Source organism: Kutzneria sp. NPDC052558, from assembly GCF_044547355.1.
In the GTDB taxonomy this organism is placed as follows: domain Bacteria; phylum Actinomycetota; class Actinomycetes; order Mycobacteriales; family Pseudonocardiaceae; genus Kutzneria.
Genome location: NZ_JBIUAG010000018.1, coordinates 66,758 through 82,727 on the forward strand (window position 1 = coordinate 66,758; position 15,970 = coordinate 82,727).

Below are 15,970 nucleotides of genomic sequence, written 5' to 3' on the forward strand. Positions count from 1 at the left end.
GCCATGCGGGCGGCCGGAATCGTGGTCGCCCGCTGCCTGTCCCTGATGTCCGAGCGGGCCGCCGCCGGCGTCAGCACCGCCGAGCTGGACGAGCTGGCCGAGCAGACCATCCGGGACGCCGGGGCCGTGCCCTCCTTCAAGGGCTACCACGGCTTTCCCGCGTCCATCTGCGCCTCGGTCAACGAGCAGGTCGTGCACGGCATCCCCAGCCGCACCCAGGTGCTGGCCGACGGGGACCTCATCTCCATCGACTGCGGGGCCATCCTCGACGGCTGGCACGGCGACGCCGCCGTCACCGTGCTCATCGGCGCCGCCCCCGAGGCTGACCGCAAGCTCTCCGAGGCCACCCGCGCCTCCATGCTCGCCGGCATCGAGGCCGCCGTCGTCGGCGCCCGCCTCACCGACATCTCCTTCGCCATCGAGAGCTCCGTGCTGCGCTCCGACGAGGCCGACGGCATCGAGTACGGCATCGTCACCGATTACGGCGGCCACGGCATCGGCACCCAGATGCACATGGAGCCCTTCCTGCCCAACTTCGGCAAGCCCGGCAAGGGCCCCCGCCTCAAGGCCGGCATGGCCATCGCCATCGAGCCGATGCTCACCCTGGGCAGCGACCAGACCAAGGAACTCGACGACGGCTGGACCGTCATCACCGCCGACGGCACCCGCGCCGCTCACTGGGAGCACTCCGTCGCCATCACCGACGACGGCCCCTGGATCCTCACCGCCCCCGAGGCCTGATCCCGGCGAGCAGTTTCCGCAATTCGACTGCTTGAGGCATTCTCATCTGCTCGTACAGCTTCAGTGCCTGTCGCCAGTGATCGACGGCGATGTTGGTGTCGTTGGCTTGTATGATTGTGCCCAACAGTCGCAGGGTATGGGCCTCGCCCGGCCGGTGTCCGGTCGTGCGGTGGATGCCGAGGGCCTCCAGGCTGTGGGCGGTCGCTGATTCGCGATCCCCGAGTGCCCATTCGGCGCTGGCGAGGGCTGATGTCGCGACGCCTTCGTAGATTCTGGACTGGCTGGCTCGCGCGGTCTTTATCGCTTTGTGTGCGAACGCCGTTGCCTCGTCGAAGCGGCCAGAACTGGCGTGGATCTCGGCGATCCCACAGAGGGCCTGGTTTAGGTAGTGGACATTCCAGGTGTGGCCCGAGCTTGCGGCGATCGCCTGGTAAGTCGTGAGCGCCTGCTCTAAATGGCCGAGGGCAAGATGAGCTGCGGCCAGTGCGGTCATGGACGGCTGGTGCGCCTGACGTTCATCATGACTGGCCCACCATTGCTGGATCACGCGAAACTGGTCATGGGCGGCGGCGACGTCTCCTCGACAAGCGTGGTTGCGAGCGATTTCAGCCAGACTGGTGGTGGCGATGTTCTCCATACCCAGCTGTTCAGCCAGTTTGAAGCTCTTCTGATGGTCCGTGATCGACAGGTCGAAGCGTCCCATCGCTGTGTGGATCCGACCCAGATTGTAGGTCGCGCGAATCACCATCACTCGTAGTTTGAGTCGTTTTGACGCTGCTAGTGCTTCGGTCTGGTATCGCTCAGCTTCCTTGAGGTGTCCTACCTCGTACAGGGCGGTGCCAATGTTTGCCGTCACTGTTGTGCGGAGTTTTTCTGGCTCCTTTCCGTCGAACACGGCCAGTGCTTGTTGAAAGTCTTGTATGGCTGATTGTGGATGTCCGTACGCTGCCCGCCCGGTGCCCTTGGTTAGAAGGGAGAAGGCCTCGCCGGCGCTGTTGCCGGCCTGTCGGCTCAACGATACGGCTTGGTTGACGTGTTTCATCACCGTCTTTTGGGAAATATCTGCGTTTAGTGAATCGATGTTGGCGATATAAGTCGAGCCGATAATGCGATGGATGGCTGCTTGCCCCTTGATGTCTCCGGCCCGTGTGGCAGCCGTGAGGGTTCGTAGCGCGGTCGACAGGCGTAGGGTTCCGCTACAGGTCCGGCGCAGGTAGCTGTCGATGGCGTCGGTGAGGTGCCATGCGTGCCATGGGCTCGGCTGTTCGCTAGAAATCTCAATTGCGCTCAAGACGTTGTTCAGCTCGGCTTCCAGCCAGCGTTCCGCTTGGTCGGCGGTGGCAAAGCGGGCTGGCTGTACCAGAGCTTCGGCGGACGGCGGATCCAGGCTGCGCATGGCCTTGTCGCTGGCGTCGGTGGCATTGTGAATGCTGTGCAGGTAGTGGTCCAGCATGCGATGGATCGCGTGCTGGATAGTGGTCGCCGACTCCTCCTTGAGAACCCTTTCCCTTGCGTAGTCTCGGACGAGGTCGTGGAGTTGATGACGTCCGGTAGTGTGTTGCTGAATGAGGTTGGCTGTGGTCAGTATCGCCAGCAATCGTGTTGCTTCCTCTTCTGTGACGTTTAGAAGAGTGGCGGCTATTGGGGTGGTGAAATCGGTGCCGGCGGTCAGGCTCAACAAACGGAACAATCGCTGGGGGTGTGAGGGGAGTGCGTGATAAGAGATGTCAAAGGCGGTGCGTACTGCGGTGTTCTCGTCGTCGTCGATACGCAATGCATCCAAACGGTTTCGGTTGCGGATCTCGGCGACGTATCTCTCGATGCGATTGGCTGGTGTGTCGATGAGGTTGCCCGCCGCGATCCGGAGGGCGAGCGGCAAGTGTCCACACAGTCGGGCCAGTTCGACTGCGGCATCTTTTTCCTCATTGAGCGCGTCCGTGCCGAGAGTCGCACCTAGCATCGCCATCGAGTCATCGGCGTCGAGCACGTCGAGTTGCAGTGGCTGCGTCGGTAGGTCGTGGAATGCAGTCCGACTGGTGGCGATCACGCCGCAACCAGGCTCCTTGGGCAGCAGCGGTCGGATTTGGTCGGCGTCGCCGACATTGTCGAGTAGGACGAGAATGCACTTGCCGGCTAGTTCGGAGCGGTATCTGTGTACCTGGAGTTCCGTGTCGAGCGGGATCTGGTCGGGTGGCACGCCCAGTGCGCGCAGGAACCGGGACAGCACTTCGGCTGATGTCATGCGGGGGATCCGGGCATAGCCGCGCAAATTGACGAAGAGTTGGCCGTCGGGGAAGTCAGCCTTGAGCTCGTGGGCGGAGCGAACGGCCAGAGCGGTCTTGCCGATGCCGGGAGGACCGCTGACGACGGCGATGCCGGTGGACTTGAGCTGCTGGCGGAGGGCGTCGAGTTCGTGGCGGCGGCCGACGAAATTGCCGATGCTCGGGGGTAGCTGGGACACGGCTCGGCGGGGAGCGGTGCCGGCGACCGACGCATGGGCGGACTGGAGCTCAGCGCCGGGATCGATGCCTAGTTCGTCGGCGAGGGCGTTGCGGGCCTGGTCGTAGGCGGCGACGGCTTCGGGTTGACGGCCGGTGGCGTGCAGGGCGCGGATGAGCAGGGCCCAGAGCTTCTCGCGGAGGGGGTGCCGGGCGACGAGGTCGCGAAGGACGGGGATGGCCTCGTCGTGGCGATGGAGGGTGACGGCCAGTTCGCAGCGGCGGGTCAGGGCGTCGAGACGGCGTTCGGCAAGCGTTTGCGCCTCGGTGGGGAGCAGGCCGTCGGCGGGGTCGCCGCGCCAGAGGGCGAGGGCCTGGTCGAGCTGGGAGAGATCGGGGTTGGCGGCCAGCAGGGAGTCGAAGCGCTGGATGTCGGTGGTGCCGCCGACAAGGCGGTAGCCGTCGAGCATGGTCTCGATGACCGACGGGTCGCCGAGGGCTTTCCGTAGGCGCATAACGTAGGTGCGGAGGGTGTTGCGGGCGCCGGCGGGCGGGGTGGAGCCCCAGAGGCGGTCGATGAGCTCGTCGGCGGCGAGTAGCTGGCCGGCGTGCAGGGCGAGGACAGCGAGCAGGGCTCGCTGCTTGGCGGCGTTGAGCGGGATCTCGGATCCATCACGCACCACCCGCAGCGGTCCGAGCAGATGGAACTCCACGTCGCCGATTGTGCAGGGCGGGGCCGACAGGCCGACCGCAACGGTGTTACGGGTGGCGTGGGGCTGGCAGGATGTAGGCGTGGAGCAGCCAGTGCCGCCGGACGCGAGGCGGGTATCGGACGCGGATCGCGGGATGGTGGCGGGCCAGCTCAAGAAGGCGCACGCGGAGGGCCGCCTCGACCTGGACGAGTTCGACGAGCGGACCCGCAAGGTGTGGGAGGCGAGGACCTACGGCGAGCTGGCCGCGGTGACCTCGGACCTGCCGGACGTGCGCCAGCCGGTGCCCTGGTCACGGTCGGAGCTGGTGCCCGAGCCGGTCATCCAGCCGACCAGCGAGGTGGCCCGCCGGCCCCGCGGCGTGGGGGCGACGGTGATGCGGGTGGGCACCGGGGCCTGGTTCGCGGCCAGCCTGGTGAACTTCGTGATCTGGGTGATCGTGGTCTTCTCCGGCGGCATGGTCTACCCGTGGTGGATCTGGGTGGCCGGCCCCTGGGGCGCGCTGCTGATCGCGGGCTACATCCTGGGCATCGGCCGCGACAGCCGGAGCTGACCGGTACTGGGCTGACCGGGCGTGACCTGCGCCTCGATTTGGGCATCGACCCCGAGCGCCGTACACTGGATTGACGGCGCACTCGTCGCGTCGATTCCGTCGTGCCTGCGGTGATCGTCAAGTCACCGCGTTCGTGATCTTGGTGGGCGATCGGAGTCGGGGTGTCGCGCGGGCCGCACACCAGTCATACCACCGTCACGAAACGCGGAGGACATGGGCAAGAAGGACGGGGCCATCGAGGTCGAGGGCCGCGTGGTCGAGCCACTCCCCAACGCGATGTTCCGAGTCGAGTTGGAGAACGGCCACAAGGTTCTCGCGCACATCAGCGGCAAGATGCGGCAGCACTACATCCGCATCCTGCCGGAGGACCGGGTTGTCGTGGAGCTGTCGCCCTACGACCTGTCCCGCGGCCGAATCGTCTACCGCTACAAGTGACCTCCACGTTGGGGATGTGGGGGTCGCAGCGCGTCTGGGCGACCGCCACCGGAGGCTTGCCTCCGGCACCCCCTAACTACTCGCACAGGAGTGCACGACCGTGAAGGTCCAGCCGAGCGTCAAGAAGATCTGCGACAAGTGCAAGGTGATCCGCCGTCACGGCCGGGTCATGGTGATCTGCGACAACCTGCGCCACAAGCAGCGCCAGGGCTGATCAGCCGGCCTCGTACTTGTCGCTGATCCACTCAGTGGACGCGACCACAAGTACACAACCTCCTCGACCCTGCCGGGCGCGAAAGCACCCGGCTCACCCCCGGACTCCAGGCCGGGGCTGGGACAGCTCCCGTGAAAGCGGGGGCAACGGCACAGCGAGTCGGTCCCGGAACGGACGAGGAGCAGACCTGGAGCGACGAACAAGTGAGGAGCAGTACGCCGCATGGCACGACTCGCTGGCGTCGACCTCCCCCGCGAGAAGCGGATGGAGATCGCGCTGACTTACATCTTCGGCATTGGCCGGACTCGCTCGAAGGAGCTCCTGGCCGCGACGGGCATCAGCCCGGACCTGCGGGCCAAGGACCTGGGCGACGACGACCTCGCCAAGCTGCGTGAGCACATCGAGGCCAACTACAAGGTCGAGGGTGACCTCCGCCGCGAGGTCCAGGCCGACATCCGTCGCAAGATGGAGATCGGCTGCTACGAGGGGCTTCGGCACCGTCGTGGGCTTCCCGTGCGCGGTCAGCGGACGAAGACCAACGCCCGCACCCGCAAGGGCCCGAAGAAGACGGTGGCCGGCAAGAAGAAGGCCGGTAAGAAGTAACCCCCCGCTAGCTAGGAGATCTCCGAAGAATGCCACCCAAGACTCGCTCCGGCGCCGGGGTCAAGAAGATCCGGCGCAAGGAGAAGAAGAACGTCTCGCACGGGCACGCCCACATCAAGAGCACGTTCAACAACACGATCGTCTCCATCACGGACCCGACCGGCGCCGTCATCGCGTGGGCCTCGGCCGGCCATGTCGGCTTCAAGGGCTCCCGTAAGTCCACGCCGTTCGCCGCGCAGATGGCCGCCGAGAACGCCGCCCGCAAGGCGGCCGAGCACGGCATGCGCAAGGTCGACGTGTTCGTGAAGGGCCCCGGCTCCGGCCGGGAGACCGCGATCCGTTCGCTGCAGGCGGCGGGCCTCGAGGTCGGAACCATCCAGGACGTGACCCCGCAGCCCCACAACGGCTGCCGCCCGCCCAAGCGGCGCCGGGTCTGAGGCACGGGGAGGAGTAAGAACAGATGGCTCGTTACACCGGCCCCGCGACGCGCATCTCGCGTCGTCTCAAGGTTGACCTCGTCGGCGGCGACCAGGCTTTCGAGCGCCGTCCGTACCCGCCCGGCCAGCACGGCCGCGGCCGCATCAAGGAGTCCGAGTACCTCCTGCAGATGCAGGAGAAGCAGAAGGCTCGCTACACCTACGGCGTGCTGGAGCGTCAGTTCCGCCGCTACTACGAGGAAGCGGTTCGCAAGTCCGGCAAGACCGGCGAGAACCTGCTGCAGATCCTCGAGTCGCGGCTGGACAACGTCATCTACCGCGCCGGTCTGGCTCGCACCCGCCGCCAGGCCCGCCAGCTGGTCAGCCACGGTCACTTCATCGTGAACGGCCACAAGGTGAACATCCCCAGCTACCGGGTGTCCAAGTGGGACATCATCGACGTGAAGCCGAAGTCGCTGCCGACGCTGCCTTTCGAGGTCGCCAAGGCCACCTTCGGTGACCGTCCGATCCCGGCTTGGCTCCAGGTGGTTCCGTCCTCCCTGCGTGTTCTGGTACACCAGCTCCCCGAGCGGGCCCAGATCGACACGCCGGTGTCGGAGCAGCTGATCGTCGAGCTGTACTCGAAGTGATCCCTTCCGGCGCGGGCGCCCCCGGGCGGCCGCCCCCGGACTCGGGCGACGGGAAATAAGGGGCGTAGGACGAAAATAGGTAAGCCGTGTTCCACTATCCGCGCCCCCCCCCCCCCCCCCCCCCCCCCCCCCCCCCCCGCCCCCCCCCCCCCCCGCCCCCCCCGCCCCCGCCCCCCCCGCCCCCCCCGCCCGGCCGCCCCCCCCCCCCCCCCCCCCCCCCCCCCCCCGGGACTCGGTCGACGTCAAATAGCGGGCGTCGTACGAAAGAAGGTAAGCAGTGCTCATCTCTCAGCGACCCACGCTCGCCGAGGAGCCCATCAACGACACCCGGTCCCGGTTCGTCATCGAGCCGCTGGAGCCCGGGTTCGGCTACACGTTGGGCAACTCGATCCGGCGCACGCTGCTGTCGTCCATCCCGGGCGCGGCGGTGACCAGCATCCGGATCGACGGCGTGCTGCACGAGTTCACCACGGTTCCCGGGGTGAAGGAGGATGTCACCGACATCATCCTGAACCTCAAGGAGCTGGTCGTGTCCTCCGAGGAGGACGAGCCGGTGACCATGTACCTGCGCAAGCAGGGTCCCGGCGCGGTGACCGCGGGCGACATCGTGCCTCCGGCCGGTGTCACCGTGCACAACCCCGACCTGCACATCGCCACTCTCAACGCCAAGGGCAAGCTGGAGATCGAGCTCGTCGTCGAGCGCGGTCGCGGCTACGTCCCGGCGGTGCAGAACAAGCAGGCCGGCGCCGAGATCGGCCGGATCCCGGTCGACTCGATCTACTCGCCGGTGCTGAAGGTGACCTACAAGGTCGAGGCGACCCGTGTCGAGCAGCGCACCGACTTCGACAAGCTGATCCTGGACGTGGAGACCAAGCCGTCGATCACGCCCCGGGACGCCGTCGCCTCCGCGGGCAAGACTCTGGTGGAGCTGTTCGGGCTGGCCCGTGAGCTCAACGTCGACGCTGAGGGCATCGAGATCGGCCCGTCGCCGGCCGAGGCGGACACCATCGCCGCGTTCGCGATGCCGATCGAGGACCTGGACCTGACCGTCCGGTCCTACAACTGCCTCAAGCGTGAGGGCATCCACACCGTCGGGGAGCTGGTCTCGCGCAGCGAGGCCGACCTGCTCGACATCCGCAACTTCGGCGCCAAGTCGATCGACGAGGTCAAGCTCAAGCTCGTCGGCCTCGGCCTCGCGCTGAAGGACAGCCCGCCCGGATTCGACCCGTCGGTCGCCGCGACCGACTTCCCGGCCGACGCCGGCTGGTCGGACGCGGGTGTGGACGGCCACCACGACGACGGCCAGGACTACGCAGAGACTGAGCAGCTCTGACCCAGCTGTTCTAGACCACAGGAGCAACGGAAATGCCGACCCCCACCAAGGGCGCCCGGCTTGGCGGGTCTCCGGCCCACGAGCGGCTGCTGCTGGCCAACCTGGCCACCGCGCTGTTCACCCACGGGCGGATCAAGACCACCGAGGCCAAGGCGCGCAAGCTGCGTCCGCTCGCCGAGCGGCTGATCAGCAAGGCCAAGCGCGGCGACCTGCACAACCGTCGCGAGGTCCTCAAGACCATCCGCGACAAGGACGTGCTGCACAAGCTGTTCGCCGAGATCGGCCCGCACTTCGCCGACCGCAACGGTGGCTACACCCGCATCGTGAAGACCATGCCCCGCAAGGGCGACAACGCCCCCATGGCCGTGATCGAACTGGTCGCGGACAAGCTGGTCACCACCGAGGCCGAGAAGGCCCGCGGCACCAAGTTCGCCAAGGACGAGGCCGTCGCCCCGGCCGCCGAGGTCGTCGAGACCCCGGCCGCCGAGGAGGCCGCCGCCGACGAGGCCACCGAGACCGAGGCTGTCGCCGAGGTCGAGGAGACCCCCGAGGCTGAGGACAAGAAGTCCGAGTGACTTCTGCGTTCCACGACGAGCCCGCCACTCCCCCCGGGGATGGCGGGCTCGTCCGCGTTCGGCTGGACCTCGGCTACGACGGCACCGAGTTCTCCGGCTGGGCCCGCCAGCCCGAGCGCCGCACGGTGTGCGGGGTGCTTGAGGACTCGCTGTCGCAGGTGTTCCGCCGGCCGCTGACGCTGACCGTGGCCGGCCGCACCGACGCCGGCGTGCACGCCAGCGGGCAGGTCGCGCACGTCGACCTGCCGGTGGAGTCCGATGTGGACGGTCTGGCCAAGCGTCTGTCCCGGATCCTGCCGGCCGATGTCCGGGTGTTCCGGGCGACCCGGGTGCCCGAGGAGTTCGACGCCCGCTTCTCCGCACTGCGCCGGCACTACGAGTACCGCGTGGCCGACGCCCCCTACGGCGCGAACCCGTTGCGCCGCCTGGACACCATCTCCTGGCCCCGCCCGCTGTCCCTGGACGCCCTGACCGACGCGTCCCGGCTGCTGCTCGGGGAGCACGACTTCTGCGCCTTCTGCAAGCGACGTGAGGGCGCGACCACCATCCGCGAGCTCCAGCGGCTGGAGTGGACCCGCGGCGACGACACCGTGCTGACCGCCGCCGTGTCGGCCGACGCCTTCTGCCACTCCATGGTCCGCAGCCTGGTCGGGGCCCTGCTGGCCGTCGGCGAGGGCCGCAAGCCGGTCGACTGGCCGGCCTCCCTGCTGCGCGCCACCGAGCGTTCCAGCTCCGTCACCGTGGCCCCGCCGCACGGCCTGACCCTGGTCCGGGTCGACTACCCCGCGGACCAGGACCTGGCCGCCCGCGCCGCGATCACCCGCAACGTCCGGGTCAGCGCCGCTAGCTGAAGGTCACCGGCTGCCAGCTGTGGCCGGAGTCGGTGGTGCGGTAGAGCACCGAGCCGTTCCACGCGTCCGGCGCGCCGGTGATCACGGTGCCGAAGGCGTGGTCGACGAAGCGCAGGTCGGCCAGGCCGAAGCGGTCCTCGTCGAGCTCGGTGGTCTGCCAGCTCCGGCCGCCGTCGGTGGTGCTGTAGAGGAACTCGACCCCGCCGCCGGTGGCGGCGATGGCGGCGTTCTGGTCGGAGCCGGCGGCGAAGCCCTGGTTGATGCCGGGCAGCGGGGCCTCGGTGTCGGCGGGCTGGAACCGGACGCCCAGCGCGGCCGCGGCCACGAGCTGCTTGTGCATGTGGCCGGGGGACGGGTTGGACGGGTCGCCGAGGCAGAGGGCGAGCACCTTGCCCTGCCGCACGCCGTCGAGCTCGGTCTGCTTGTCGGTGCCGCAGGGCAGCGGCGAGGCGGTGAAGTGCACGCCGTCGGTGGAGGTCCAGTACTTGCTGTCGGTGTAGTCGGCCCCGACGGTGACCTGCACGCCGCCGCCGACCGCGAGGTCGCCGTAGGTGCTGTTGCCGTCGATGGACAGGCCCGGCACCGGTTGCAGGGTCCGCGCGCCGACCTTGCCCCGGTAGAGCTGGGTGGTGTTGTGGTCGGGCCGGCTCAGCGTGCTGGCCAGCGCCAGCACCTGGCCGTCGGCGATGGTGATCTTGGTGAGGTAGCTGGGCGTGGCCAGACCGGCCAGGGTGACGGCCGACCAGTGCCGGCCGCCGTCGGTGCTGGCCTGGATGTGCTCGCCGTCGGAGACGAAGGCGTGCTTGGCGTCGGGCACGGTCAGCGCGACGTGGTTGTGGTTGTCGGGCAGCGCGACGGGCGGGGCGGTCAGCCGGGACCACCGGGCGCCGCCGTCGGTAGTCTCCAGCAGGTAGCCGGTCGAGCCGGCGTAGCCGAGCACGTAGCCGTGCTTCGGGGTCAGCCAACTGCTCGAGGCCGGGGCGAAACCGGTCGGGACCGCGCCGGCGGGCGCCGCGCCGGCCGACGCGGTCGCGGGCACGGCGAGCAGGGCGGTCAACGCGGCGGCCGCCACCGCCGCGTTTCGAGTGAGCGTCATGATGCGGTGACGGTTGGCGCCGGGCCCGGGTTGCGCCGGGCTGGCGGTCAGTCGCCCCGGCGGACCGGCCCCAGGATCTTCTTCTCACCCTCGTTGGTGACCAGCCGGATCGGCATCCACAGGTCCTGGCCGAAGGCCAGCACGTGGTCGTCGCGCAGCTGGGCCAGCTCGTTGACCATGGCCGGGTTGAGCCGCCAGATCCGGGCGGCCAGCTGGGCCTGGGCCGCCTGCAACCGCTGGATCAGCACCAGGTCGGCGTTGGCGGCCAGCTGGCCGGCCTGTGGGTGCAGGTAGGGCAGCACGTACATGGTGGTCTGCCACGGCGTGCGCGGCGGCAGCAGCTCGACCGGGGTGGCGCCGCCGTCGTGCACGACCAGCACCGGCTTGTCCTCGGTGCCGTCGGGCAGCTCGATGGGCGAGAGCCGGCGGATGGACACGACCGGCAGCGGCCGCTCGTTGGGGCCGGTCATGGTGGCCTGGGCCAGCGCCTGCCAGGCCTGCGGCCGGCCGGTCGCGATGATCACCAGCGCGCCCACGGCCAGCGCCCGCAGGGCCAGCTGGCGGGCCAGGTACAGGCCGCCGAGCGCGACCACGCGGGTGGGCATCGGGCGCAGCAGCGAGACGCTGGCCGGCTCGTTGCGCGGGTCGCTGCCGATCAGCATGCCGCCGCGCTCGGCCGACGGGCTGACCGCGTCCAGCAGCTCGGGCGAGGCCAGGAACTCGGGGGCGAGCCCGCCGACCTTGCCCATGGTGTCGCGGGACCGGGTCTGACCGGTGCTCATGCCCATCCTCCGAACGGCAGGGTCGCGGCCAGCGCGGCCGTCTGCAGGCCGCGCAGCGGGGTGATGGCGAACCCGAGCTGGTCGGCCAGCTTGTCCAGGCGGTCCTCGGACCGGTCCAGCTCGGCCGGGGTGCGGGCGCTGATCCGGACCAGCCCGCGCAGGCCGACCTCGCCGTCCTGGCCGCCCGGGGAGACGGCCAGGGCGACCGTCGAGGACAGCGCGCGGATGCTGGTGAACGCGTTCAGGCCGGCGGCCACGCCGCCGCTGGGCCAGCCGGTGATCGAGTAGCTGGAGTGGCCGACGCCGGCGGCGGTGACGCCGCCCCACTTCTCGATCAGCCCGATCCGGCCCTCGGCGTTGAGCGCGCCGGTCAGCTCGCCGATGGCGATGCCGGTGGACAGCAGCTCGTCGGGGGCCAGCGGGCGGGTCGGCACACCGCGGCCCTCCAGGGCGCTGCGCACACGGGACAGCGCGCCGATCAACGCCCGGTGCGCGCCGACGACGCCGCCGCCGCGCTCACGGATGGCCGCGCCACAGCGCCTCGGGTCCAACCGGACCGCGATCAGCGTGGTGCGCCGGGCCGAGGTCGGCAGCGCGCCGATCACCTCCATGTAGGAGGACAGGGCCGGCGTGGCCGGCGGCAGGATGGTGCTGCCGGGGTAGCAGTGCCACAGCACGCGGATCGAGTCCAGCACCACGCCGCGGTCCTCGAGGCACGGGGCGAGCGCCCCGAGCGGCAGGTTCGGCGCCTTGCCGATGGGGGCGACGAGCAGCGGCTCCAGCTCGACCCGCAGCACGGCCGTCCAGACGCCTTCCTGCCACGCCATGCCGACCGGCGCGTGCTCGTGGTCCACGGCGTGCGCGACGACGAGGTCCGGCACCGCGAGCCGGAGCAGCGCGACCCGGGCGTCCTCAGCGCCGATGACCTTGGTCTCACCGTCCTCGCCGAGCGGCGCGGCCGCGCCCTCGGCCGGCGCGGTCACGCGGGTGTGCGAGCGGAGCAGGTAGCGCAGGGTCAGGCCCACCCATTGGGTGAACCAACGGCCACTCCACCGGATGAACATCAGGATCAGGGCGAGGCCGGCGACGCCACCGGCCACCGGCAGCAGCGAGGTGTTGATCGCGAGCAGCCCGAGACCGATGGCGACGCCGACCTCCAGCACGACCAGATTGCCGACCGGCAGGCCGCCGATGCTGGCGCCCGCCTTGCGGCGACGGGCCGGCGGCACGCGCCGCGGCGGCTCCGGAGCGGCCTGCGGCTGCGGCGGGGGCGCGCCCTTGCTGGGCGGGCCCGGGCGTTGCGTGGTCACGGACATCCGCTCGATCTTCCCCTCGGTGTGCGCTGCGATACCGGTCGAGCGCCGATCGGTCGTGCCGAAGCACGCCCGGCCGGCCCAGCCTCCCGCTATCCTGCGAAACCGTACCGCGAACGGGAGAGCTGCGAGCCGCGAATGCCTTCGACACCCACGAGCAAGTCCCAGGTCCAGGCGTACCGATTCATGCTGAAGCGGATGGAGTCCGCCTTGGTGCGCAAGGACTCGGTCATGATGCACGACCCGATGGGCTCCCACATGCGCTCGGCGGTGGTCGGTGTGCTGGTGGCCATGGTCGCGGCCATCGGCTTCGTGCTGTTCGCCGTGCTGAGCCCGGCCGGCTCGGTGCCGGAGTCCAACGGCGTGGTGATCGGCAAGCAGTCCGGCGCCGTGTACGCCATGATCGCCGACGCCAACGGCAACAAGCGCCTGGTGCCCACGTTCAATGTGACGTCGGCTCGGCTGATCCTGTTGGCCAACAGCAGTGGCGGCGGTGGCGCCGCGCCCCAGGGCGCAACCTCGCCCGCGGCGGCCGCGCCGTCCGTTGTGGACGACGACGTGCTGCAGGGGCTGCCGCGGGACAAGAAGCAGGGCATTGTGGACGGTCCCCAGCTGCTTCCCGTTGGGCCGCAACGCATCAGCAACAACTGGGCGGTCTGCGACACGCTGCCGGACAACGCCACCGCGACCAGCGGCACGCCCACCACCACGGTGCTGGGCGGGGTGCCCGACATCGGCAACGAGATCGGCTCCGGCGACCAGTTCCTGGTCACGCCCAACGCCGGCAAGGACTACTACCTGATCTACGACAAGTCGACGCTGAGCCGCAACCCGGAGCTGAAGAACTCCGCCGTGGTCAAGGCCAAGGTCGACATGACCTCGTCGGCCGCCGGCACCTACGGCCTGCACAAGCAGTACGCCCGGCCGATCAGCTCCGCCGTGCTCAACGCGGTTCCGGGCACCATCGACATGACGGCGCCCAGCATCCCCGAACACGGGCAGACCCCGTCCTACTCGGTGCCGGACAACGCCAAGATCGGCGACATCCTGCGCACCGTGCAGCTCAACGGCTCCCGCAACGTCTACGTGCTGACGGCCACCGGCAAGCACGAGATCTCCGAGCAGGCGGCCCAGGCCGTGATCGACGTGTACGGCGGCAAGCACGACGTGGGCACCAACGACGTGGTGAACATGCCCGACGACACCTCGTACCAGCCGATCGACGACTTCCCGACGCAGGTCGCCTCCGGCACCACGTTGTCCAGCGCCGACTACCCGTCGATGTGCGTGGCGTGGAGCTACCCCAACAACACGCCGAAACTGACCGTGCGGATCACCCAGAACCACCTGCCGGTGGTGCCGGCCGGCAAGACGGCGATCAAGCTGAACAACGTGAGCACCGCCGGGCAGCGGGTCGACAACTTCTACCTGCCGACCGGCCAGGCCGCCGTGGTGCGGGACAGCACCTCCACCGCCGACGCGGGCAGCGGTCCGGTCTACGTGATCTCCGATCTGGGCGTGAAGTACGGCTTCGCCTCGTCGGTGCCGGGCCTGTCGCCGGACCAGGTGGCCGCCGGCGTCGGGCTCGGCGACCCGTCGAGCTATCCCCCGGCCCCGGCCGCGATCGTGGGCCTGCTGCCGCAGGGCACGGCGCTCGACCCGGCGGCCGCGCTGCGGACCTACGACACGGTGCAGCCGCCGGCCAACGCCGGCGGCTACCCGAACACGCTGCCGGGCCAGCAGCAGCAGACCGGCGGGAACTGAACGCGGCGCGGCCGCGTCGAAGGAAACGAATCGGCCGGCGGGAGGGGACGACGTGAGCGGCGTGAGTATCGATCCGGACTGGATCGCCGGCTATGCCAAGACGGTGTCCCGCTCGGCCGCCGATCTCGGCTCGGCCCGGGACGCCCTCAAGGGCGCGCCGCTGCCGGCCGACTCCTTCGGCCAGTTGGGCCGCAACACCGGGGCCGACACCGCGTACGCCCAGGCCGCGCAGTCCCTGACCGACCAGCTGAGCCGGGCGGTGGACGCGCTCACCGCGGCCGCCGAGGGGCTGGCCAAGACCGCCGGCCACTACGGCTCGCACGACCAGGACGTGGCCGCCCTGCTGAAGAAGGCGGGTGGCCAGTGAGCGAGCTTGCGAGCGAACCATTCAACACAGAGTGTGCGCGAACGCGGACACCGAGCGCCAGCGAGGTGCTGCAGTGAGTGTGTCGCAGGCCCACCTGGACTACCTGTCGCAGATCAGCCGCCAGCTGGGCGTGAGCGATCCCGTCGAGCAGTACTACGCGCCGCTGGTCGGCAAGTGGTCGGCGCTGCGGGACGAGGCCGACCGCTGGCGCAAGGCGGCCAAGGCGGCCGGCGAGGTCACCGACACCCTGACCAAGTCGCTGGGCGGCCTGGACGCCTCGTGGCAGGGCAAGGACGCCGACTCGTTCATGGCCTACATGCAGTCCTACGGCCTGTCCGGGCATGATCTCGCCGACGCCATGACCGCCATGGCCGATGCGTTGCAGCAGACCGCCGACAACGTCGAGCATCTCGTCGACCAGCTGGGCGACGTGCTGGCCGACAGCGCCGACACGGTGTCGGACGCGTTGTCGGTGCCGGTGCACGGCGAGAAGCGGGCCGCCGAGCACCTCGACGAGCAGCACGAGCCGACCAAGCAGCTGTTCGAGTCGGTGCGGGACGTGCTGGACGCGTTCACCAAGCTGTGCGGCGGCGACGCCTTCTCCAAGATCACCGTGCAGCACAAGATGCCGACCTCGAACTGGTCCTACGACTACGCCCCGCCGCCGGCCCCGGCCGCCACCGCGCCGGCCGCTGCCACGGCCCCGGCCGATGCGGCCGCCGCGCACGCCGCCGCGGGTGGCGGTGGCACGCATGCCGCCGCTGCCGCGGGTGGCGGCGGTGGTGGTCACGCCGCCGGCATTTCGGCGGGCGGCATTGCCAGTCCCACACAGGCGCCGGGCGCCGGCAACGTCGCGGGCGTCGCCGACACGGCGACCGAGCACTACACGCCCCCGCCGCCCGCCGCCCCGGCGGCCGCGAGCGCCGGCGCTGCCCAGGGTGGCGCCGGCGGCGGCATGGGCATGATGGGCGGCATGGCCGGCGGTCAGAAGGGCCAGGGCGGCGAGGACTCCGAGCACAAGTCCAAGATCCGCATCAGCGGCGACCTGCGCGACCTGCTCGGCGCGCCGGAGAAGACCGCCCCCACCGTCATCGGCGAGAAGTAGCCTTCCCGGCAACGAAAAGGGCCC

Annotated in this window: 17 protein-coding genes; 13 read left to right on the top strand and 4 right to left on the bottom strand. The window is 69.8% G+C overall.

The annotated features are described in order from the left end of the window. Positions 1-3 precede the first annotated feature (3 nt). Positions 4-741 (top strand): type I methionyl aminopeptidase, encoded by a 738-nt coding sequence (gene map / locus ACIG5F_RS29360; RefSeq protein WP_396523124.1) that lies wholly within the window; start codon positions 4-6, stop codon positions 739-741. Here map and ACIG5F_RS29365 read toward each other — a convergent pair. After that, on the bottom strand, positions 722-3,892 hold the full coding sequence (locus ACIG5F_RS29365) for a BTAD domain-containing putative transcriptional regulator (protein WP_396522932.1): 3,171 nt from the start codon (positions 3,890-3,892) through the stop codon (positions 722-724). The genes map and ACIG5F_RS29365 overlap by 20 nt on opposite strands. Positions 3,893-3,971: 79 nt before the next feature. On the opposite strand from ACIG5F_RS29365, the gene ACIG5F_RS29370 reads away from it, so the two are divergent. The 9 genes from ACIG5F_RS29370 (at position 3,972) to truA (ending at position 9,519) form a co-directional block, all read left to right on the top strand. Next, positions 3,972-4,442: a DUF1707 domain-containing protein gene (locus tag ACIG5F_RS29370; protein WP_396522934.1), complete on the top strand. Its 471-nt coding sequence runs from the start codon at positions 3,972-3,974 to the stop codon at positions 4,440-4,442. Between the two features lie 213 nt (positions 4,443-4,655). After that, positions 4,656-4,877, top strand: coding sequence for a translation initiation factor IF-1 (gene infA / locus ACIG5F_RS29375; RefSeq protein ID WP_005166804.1), 222 nt, complete (start codon positions 4,656-4,658; stop codon positions 4,875-4,877). A gap of 100 nt (positions 4,878-4,977) precedes the next feature. After that, on the top strand, positions 4,978-5,091 hold the full coding sequence (gene rpmJ / locus ACIG5F_RS29380; RefSeq protein WP_022925314.1) for a 50S ribosomal protein L36: 114 nt from the start codon (positions 4,978-4,980) through the stop codon (positions 5,089-5,091). 222 nt (positions 5,092-5,313) lie between these two features. Further along, positions 5,314-5,694: a 30S ribosomal protein S13 gene (rpsM, locus tag ACIG5F_RS29385; protein ID WP_184864470.1), complete on the top strand. Its 381-nt coding sequence runs from the start codon at positions 5,314-5,316 to the stop codon at positions 5,692-5,694. Between the two features lie 29 nt (positions 5,695-5,723). Then, positions 5,724-6,131 carry a 30S ribosomal protein S11 gene (gene rpsK, locus ACIG5F_RS29390; protein ID WP_116172425.1) on the top strand — a complete coding sequence of 136 codons (408 nt, stop codon included), beginning with the start codon at positions 5,724-5,726 and terminating at the stop codon, positions 6,129-6,131. Between the two features lie 23 nt (positions 6,132-6,154). Beyond that, positions 6,155-6,760, top strand: a complete 606-nt coding sequence (gene rpsD / locus ACIG5F_RS29395) for a 30S ribosomal protein S4 (protein WP_116172426.1) — start codon at positions 6,155-6,157, stop codon at positions 6,758-6,760. Between the two features lie 277 nt (positions 6,761-7,037). After that, positions 7,038-8,093, top strand: a complete 1,056-nt coding sequence (locus tag ACIG5F_RS29400) for a DNA-directed RNA polymerase subunit alpha (protein WP_396522938.1) — start codon at positions 7,038-7,040, stop codon at positions 8,091-8,093. A 32-nt stretch (positions 8,094-8,125) separates the two neighbouring features. Next, positions 8,126-8,668 carry a 50S ribosomal protein L17 gene (gene rplQ, locus ACIG5F_RS29405; protein WP_396522939.1) on the top strand — a complete coding sequence of 181 codons (543 nt, stop codon included), beginning with the start codon at positions 8,126-8,128 and terminating at the stop codon, positions 8,666-8,668. Then, positions 8,665-9,519, top strand: coding sequence for a tRNA pseudouridine(38-40) synthase TruA (gene truA, locus ACIG5F_RS29410; protein ID WP_396522941.1), 855 nt, complete (start codon positions 8,665-8,667; stop codon positions 9,517-9,519). The genes rplQ and truA overlap by 4 nt, the downstream gene beginning before the upstream one ends. Here truA and ACIG5F_RS29415 read toward each other — a convergent pair. The 3 genes from ACIG5F_RS29415 to eccE are packed head-to-tail and all read right to left on the bottom strand — an operon-like array spanning position 9,512 to position 12,713. Continuing rightward, positions 9,512-10,615 (bottom strand): WD40/YVTN/BNR-like repeat-containing protein, encoded by a 1,104-nt coding sequence (locus ACIG5F_RS29415; protein ID WP_396522943.1) that lies wholly within the window; start codon positions 10,613-10,615, stop codon positions 9,512-9,514. The genes truA and ACIG5F_RS29415 overlap by 8 nt on opposite strands. 47 nt (positions 10,616-10,662) lie before the next feature. Continuing rightward, positions 10,663-11,397: a hypothetical protein gene (locus tag ACIG5F_RS29420; RefSeq protein WP_396522945.1), complete on the bottom strand. Its 735-nt coding sequence runs from the start codon at positions 11,395-11,397 to the stop codon at positions 10,663-10,665. Beyond that, complete coding sequence (gene eccE, locus ACIG5F_RS29425; RefSeq protein ID WP_396522947.1) at positions 11,394-12,713, bottom strand: type VII secretion protein EccE; 1,320 nt, start codon at positions 12,711-12,713, stop codon at positions 11,394-11,396. The genes ACIG5F_RS29420 and eccE overlap by 4 nt, the downstream gene beginning before the upstream one ends. 135 nt (positions 12,714-12,848) lie before the next feature. Here eccE and eccB point away from each other — a divergent pair, with 135 nt between their 5' ends. The 3 genes from eccB (at position 12,849) to ACIG5F_RS29440 (ending at position 15,946) form a co-directional block, all read left to right on the top strand. Further along, positions 12,849-14,474 (top strand): type VII secretion protein EccB, encoded by a 1,626-nt coding sequence (gene eccB, locus ACIG5F_RS29430; RefSeq protein ID WP_396522949.1) that lies wholly within the window; start codon positions 12,849-12,851, stop codon positions 14,472-14,474. 61 nt (positions 14,475-14,535) lie between these two features. Continuing rightward, complete coding sequence (locus ACIG5F_RS29435; RefSeq protein ID WP_396522951.1) at positions 14,536-14,841, top strand: hypothetical protein; 306 nt, start codon at positions 14,536-14,538, stop codon at positions 14,839-14,841. 73 nt (positions 14,842-14,914) lie between these two features. After that, positions 14,915-15,946: a WXG100 family type VII secretion target gene (locus ACIG5F_RS29440; protein ID WP_396522953.1), complete on the top strand. Its 1,032-nt coding sequence runs from the start codon at positions 14,915-14,917 to the stop codon at positions 15,944-15,946. The last annotated feature ends 24 nt before the right edge of the window (positions 15,947-15,970 follow it).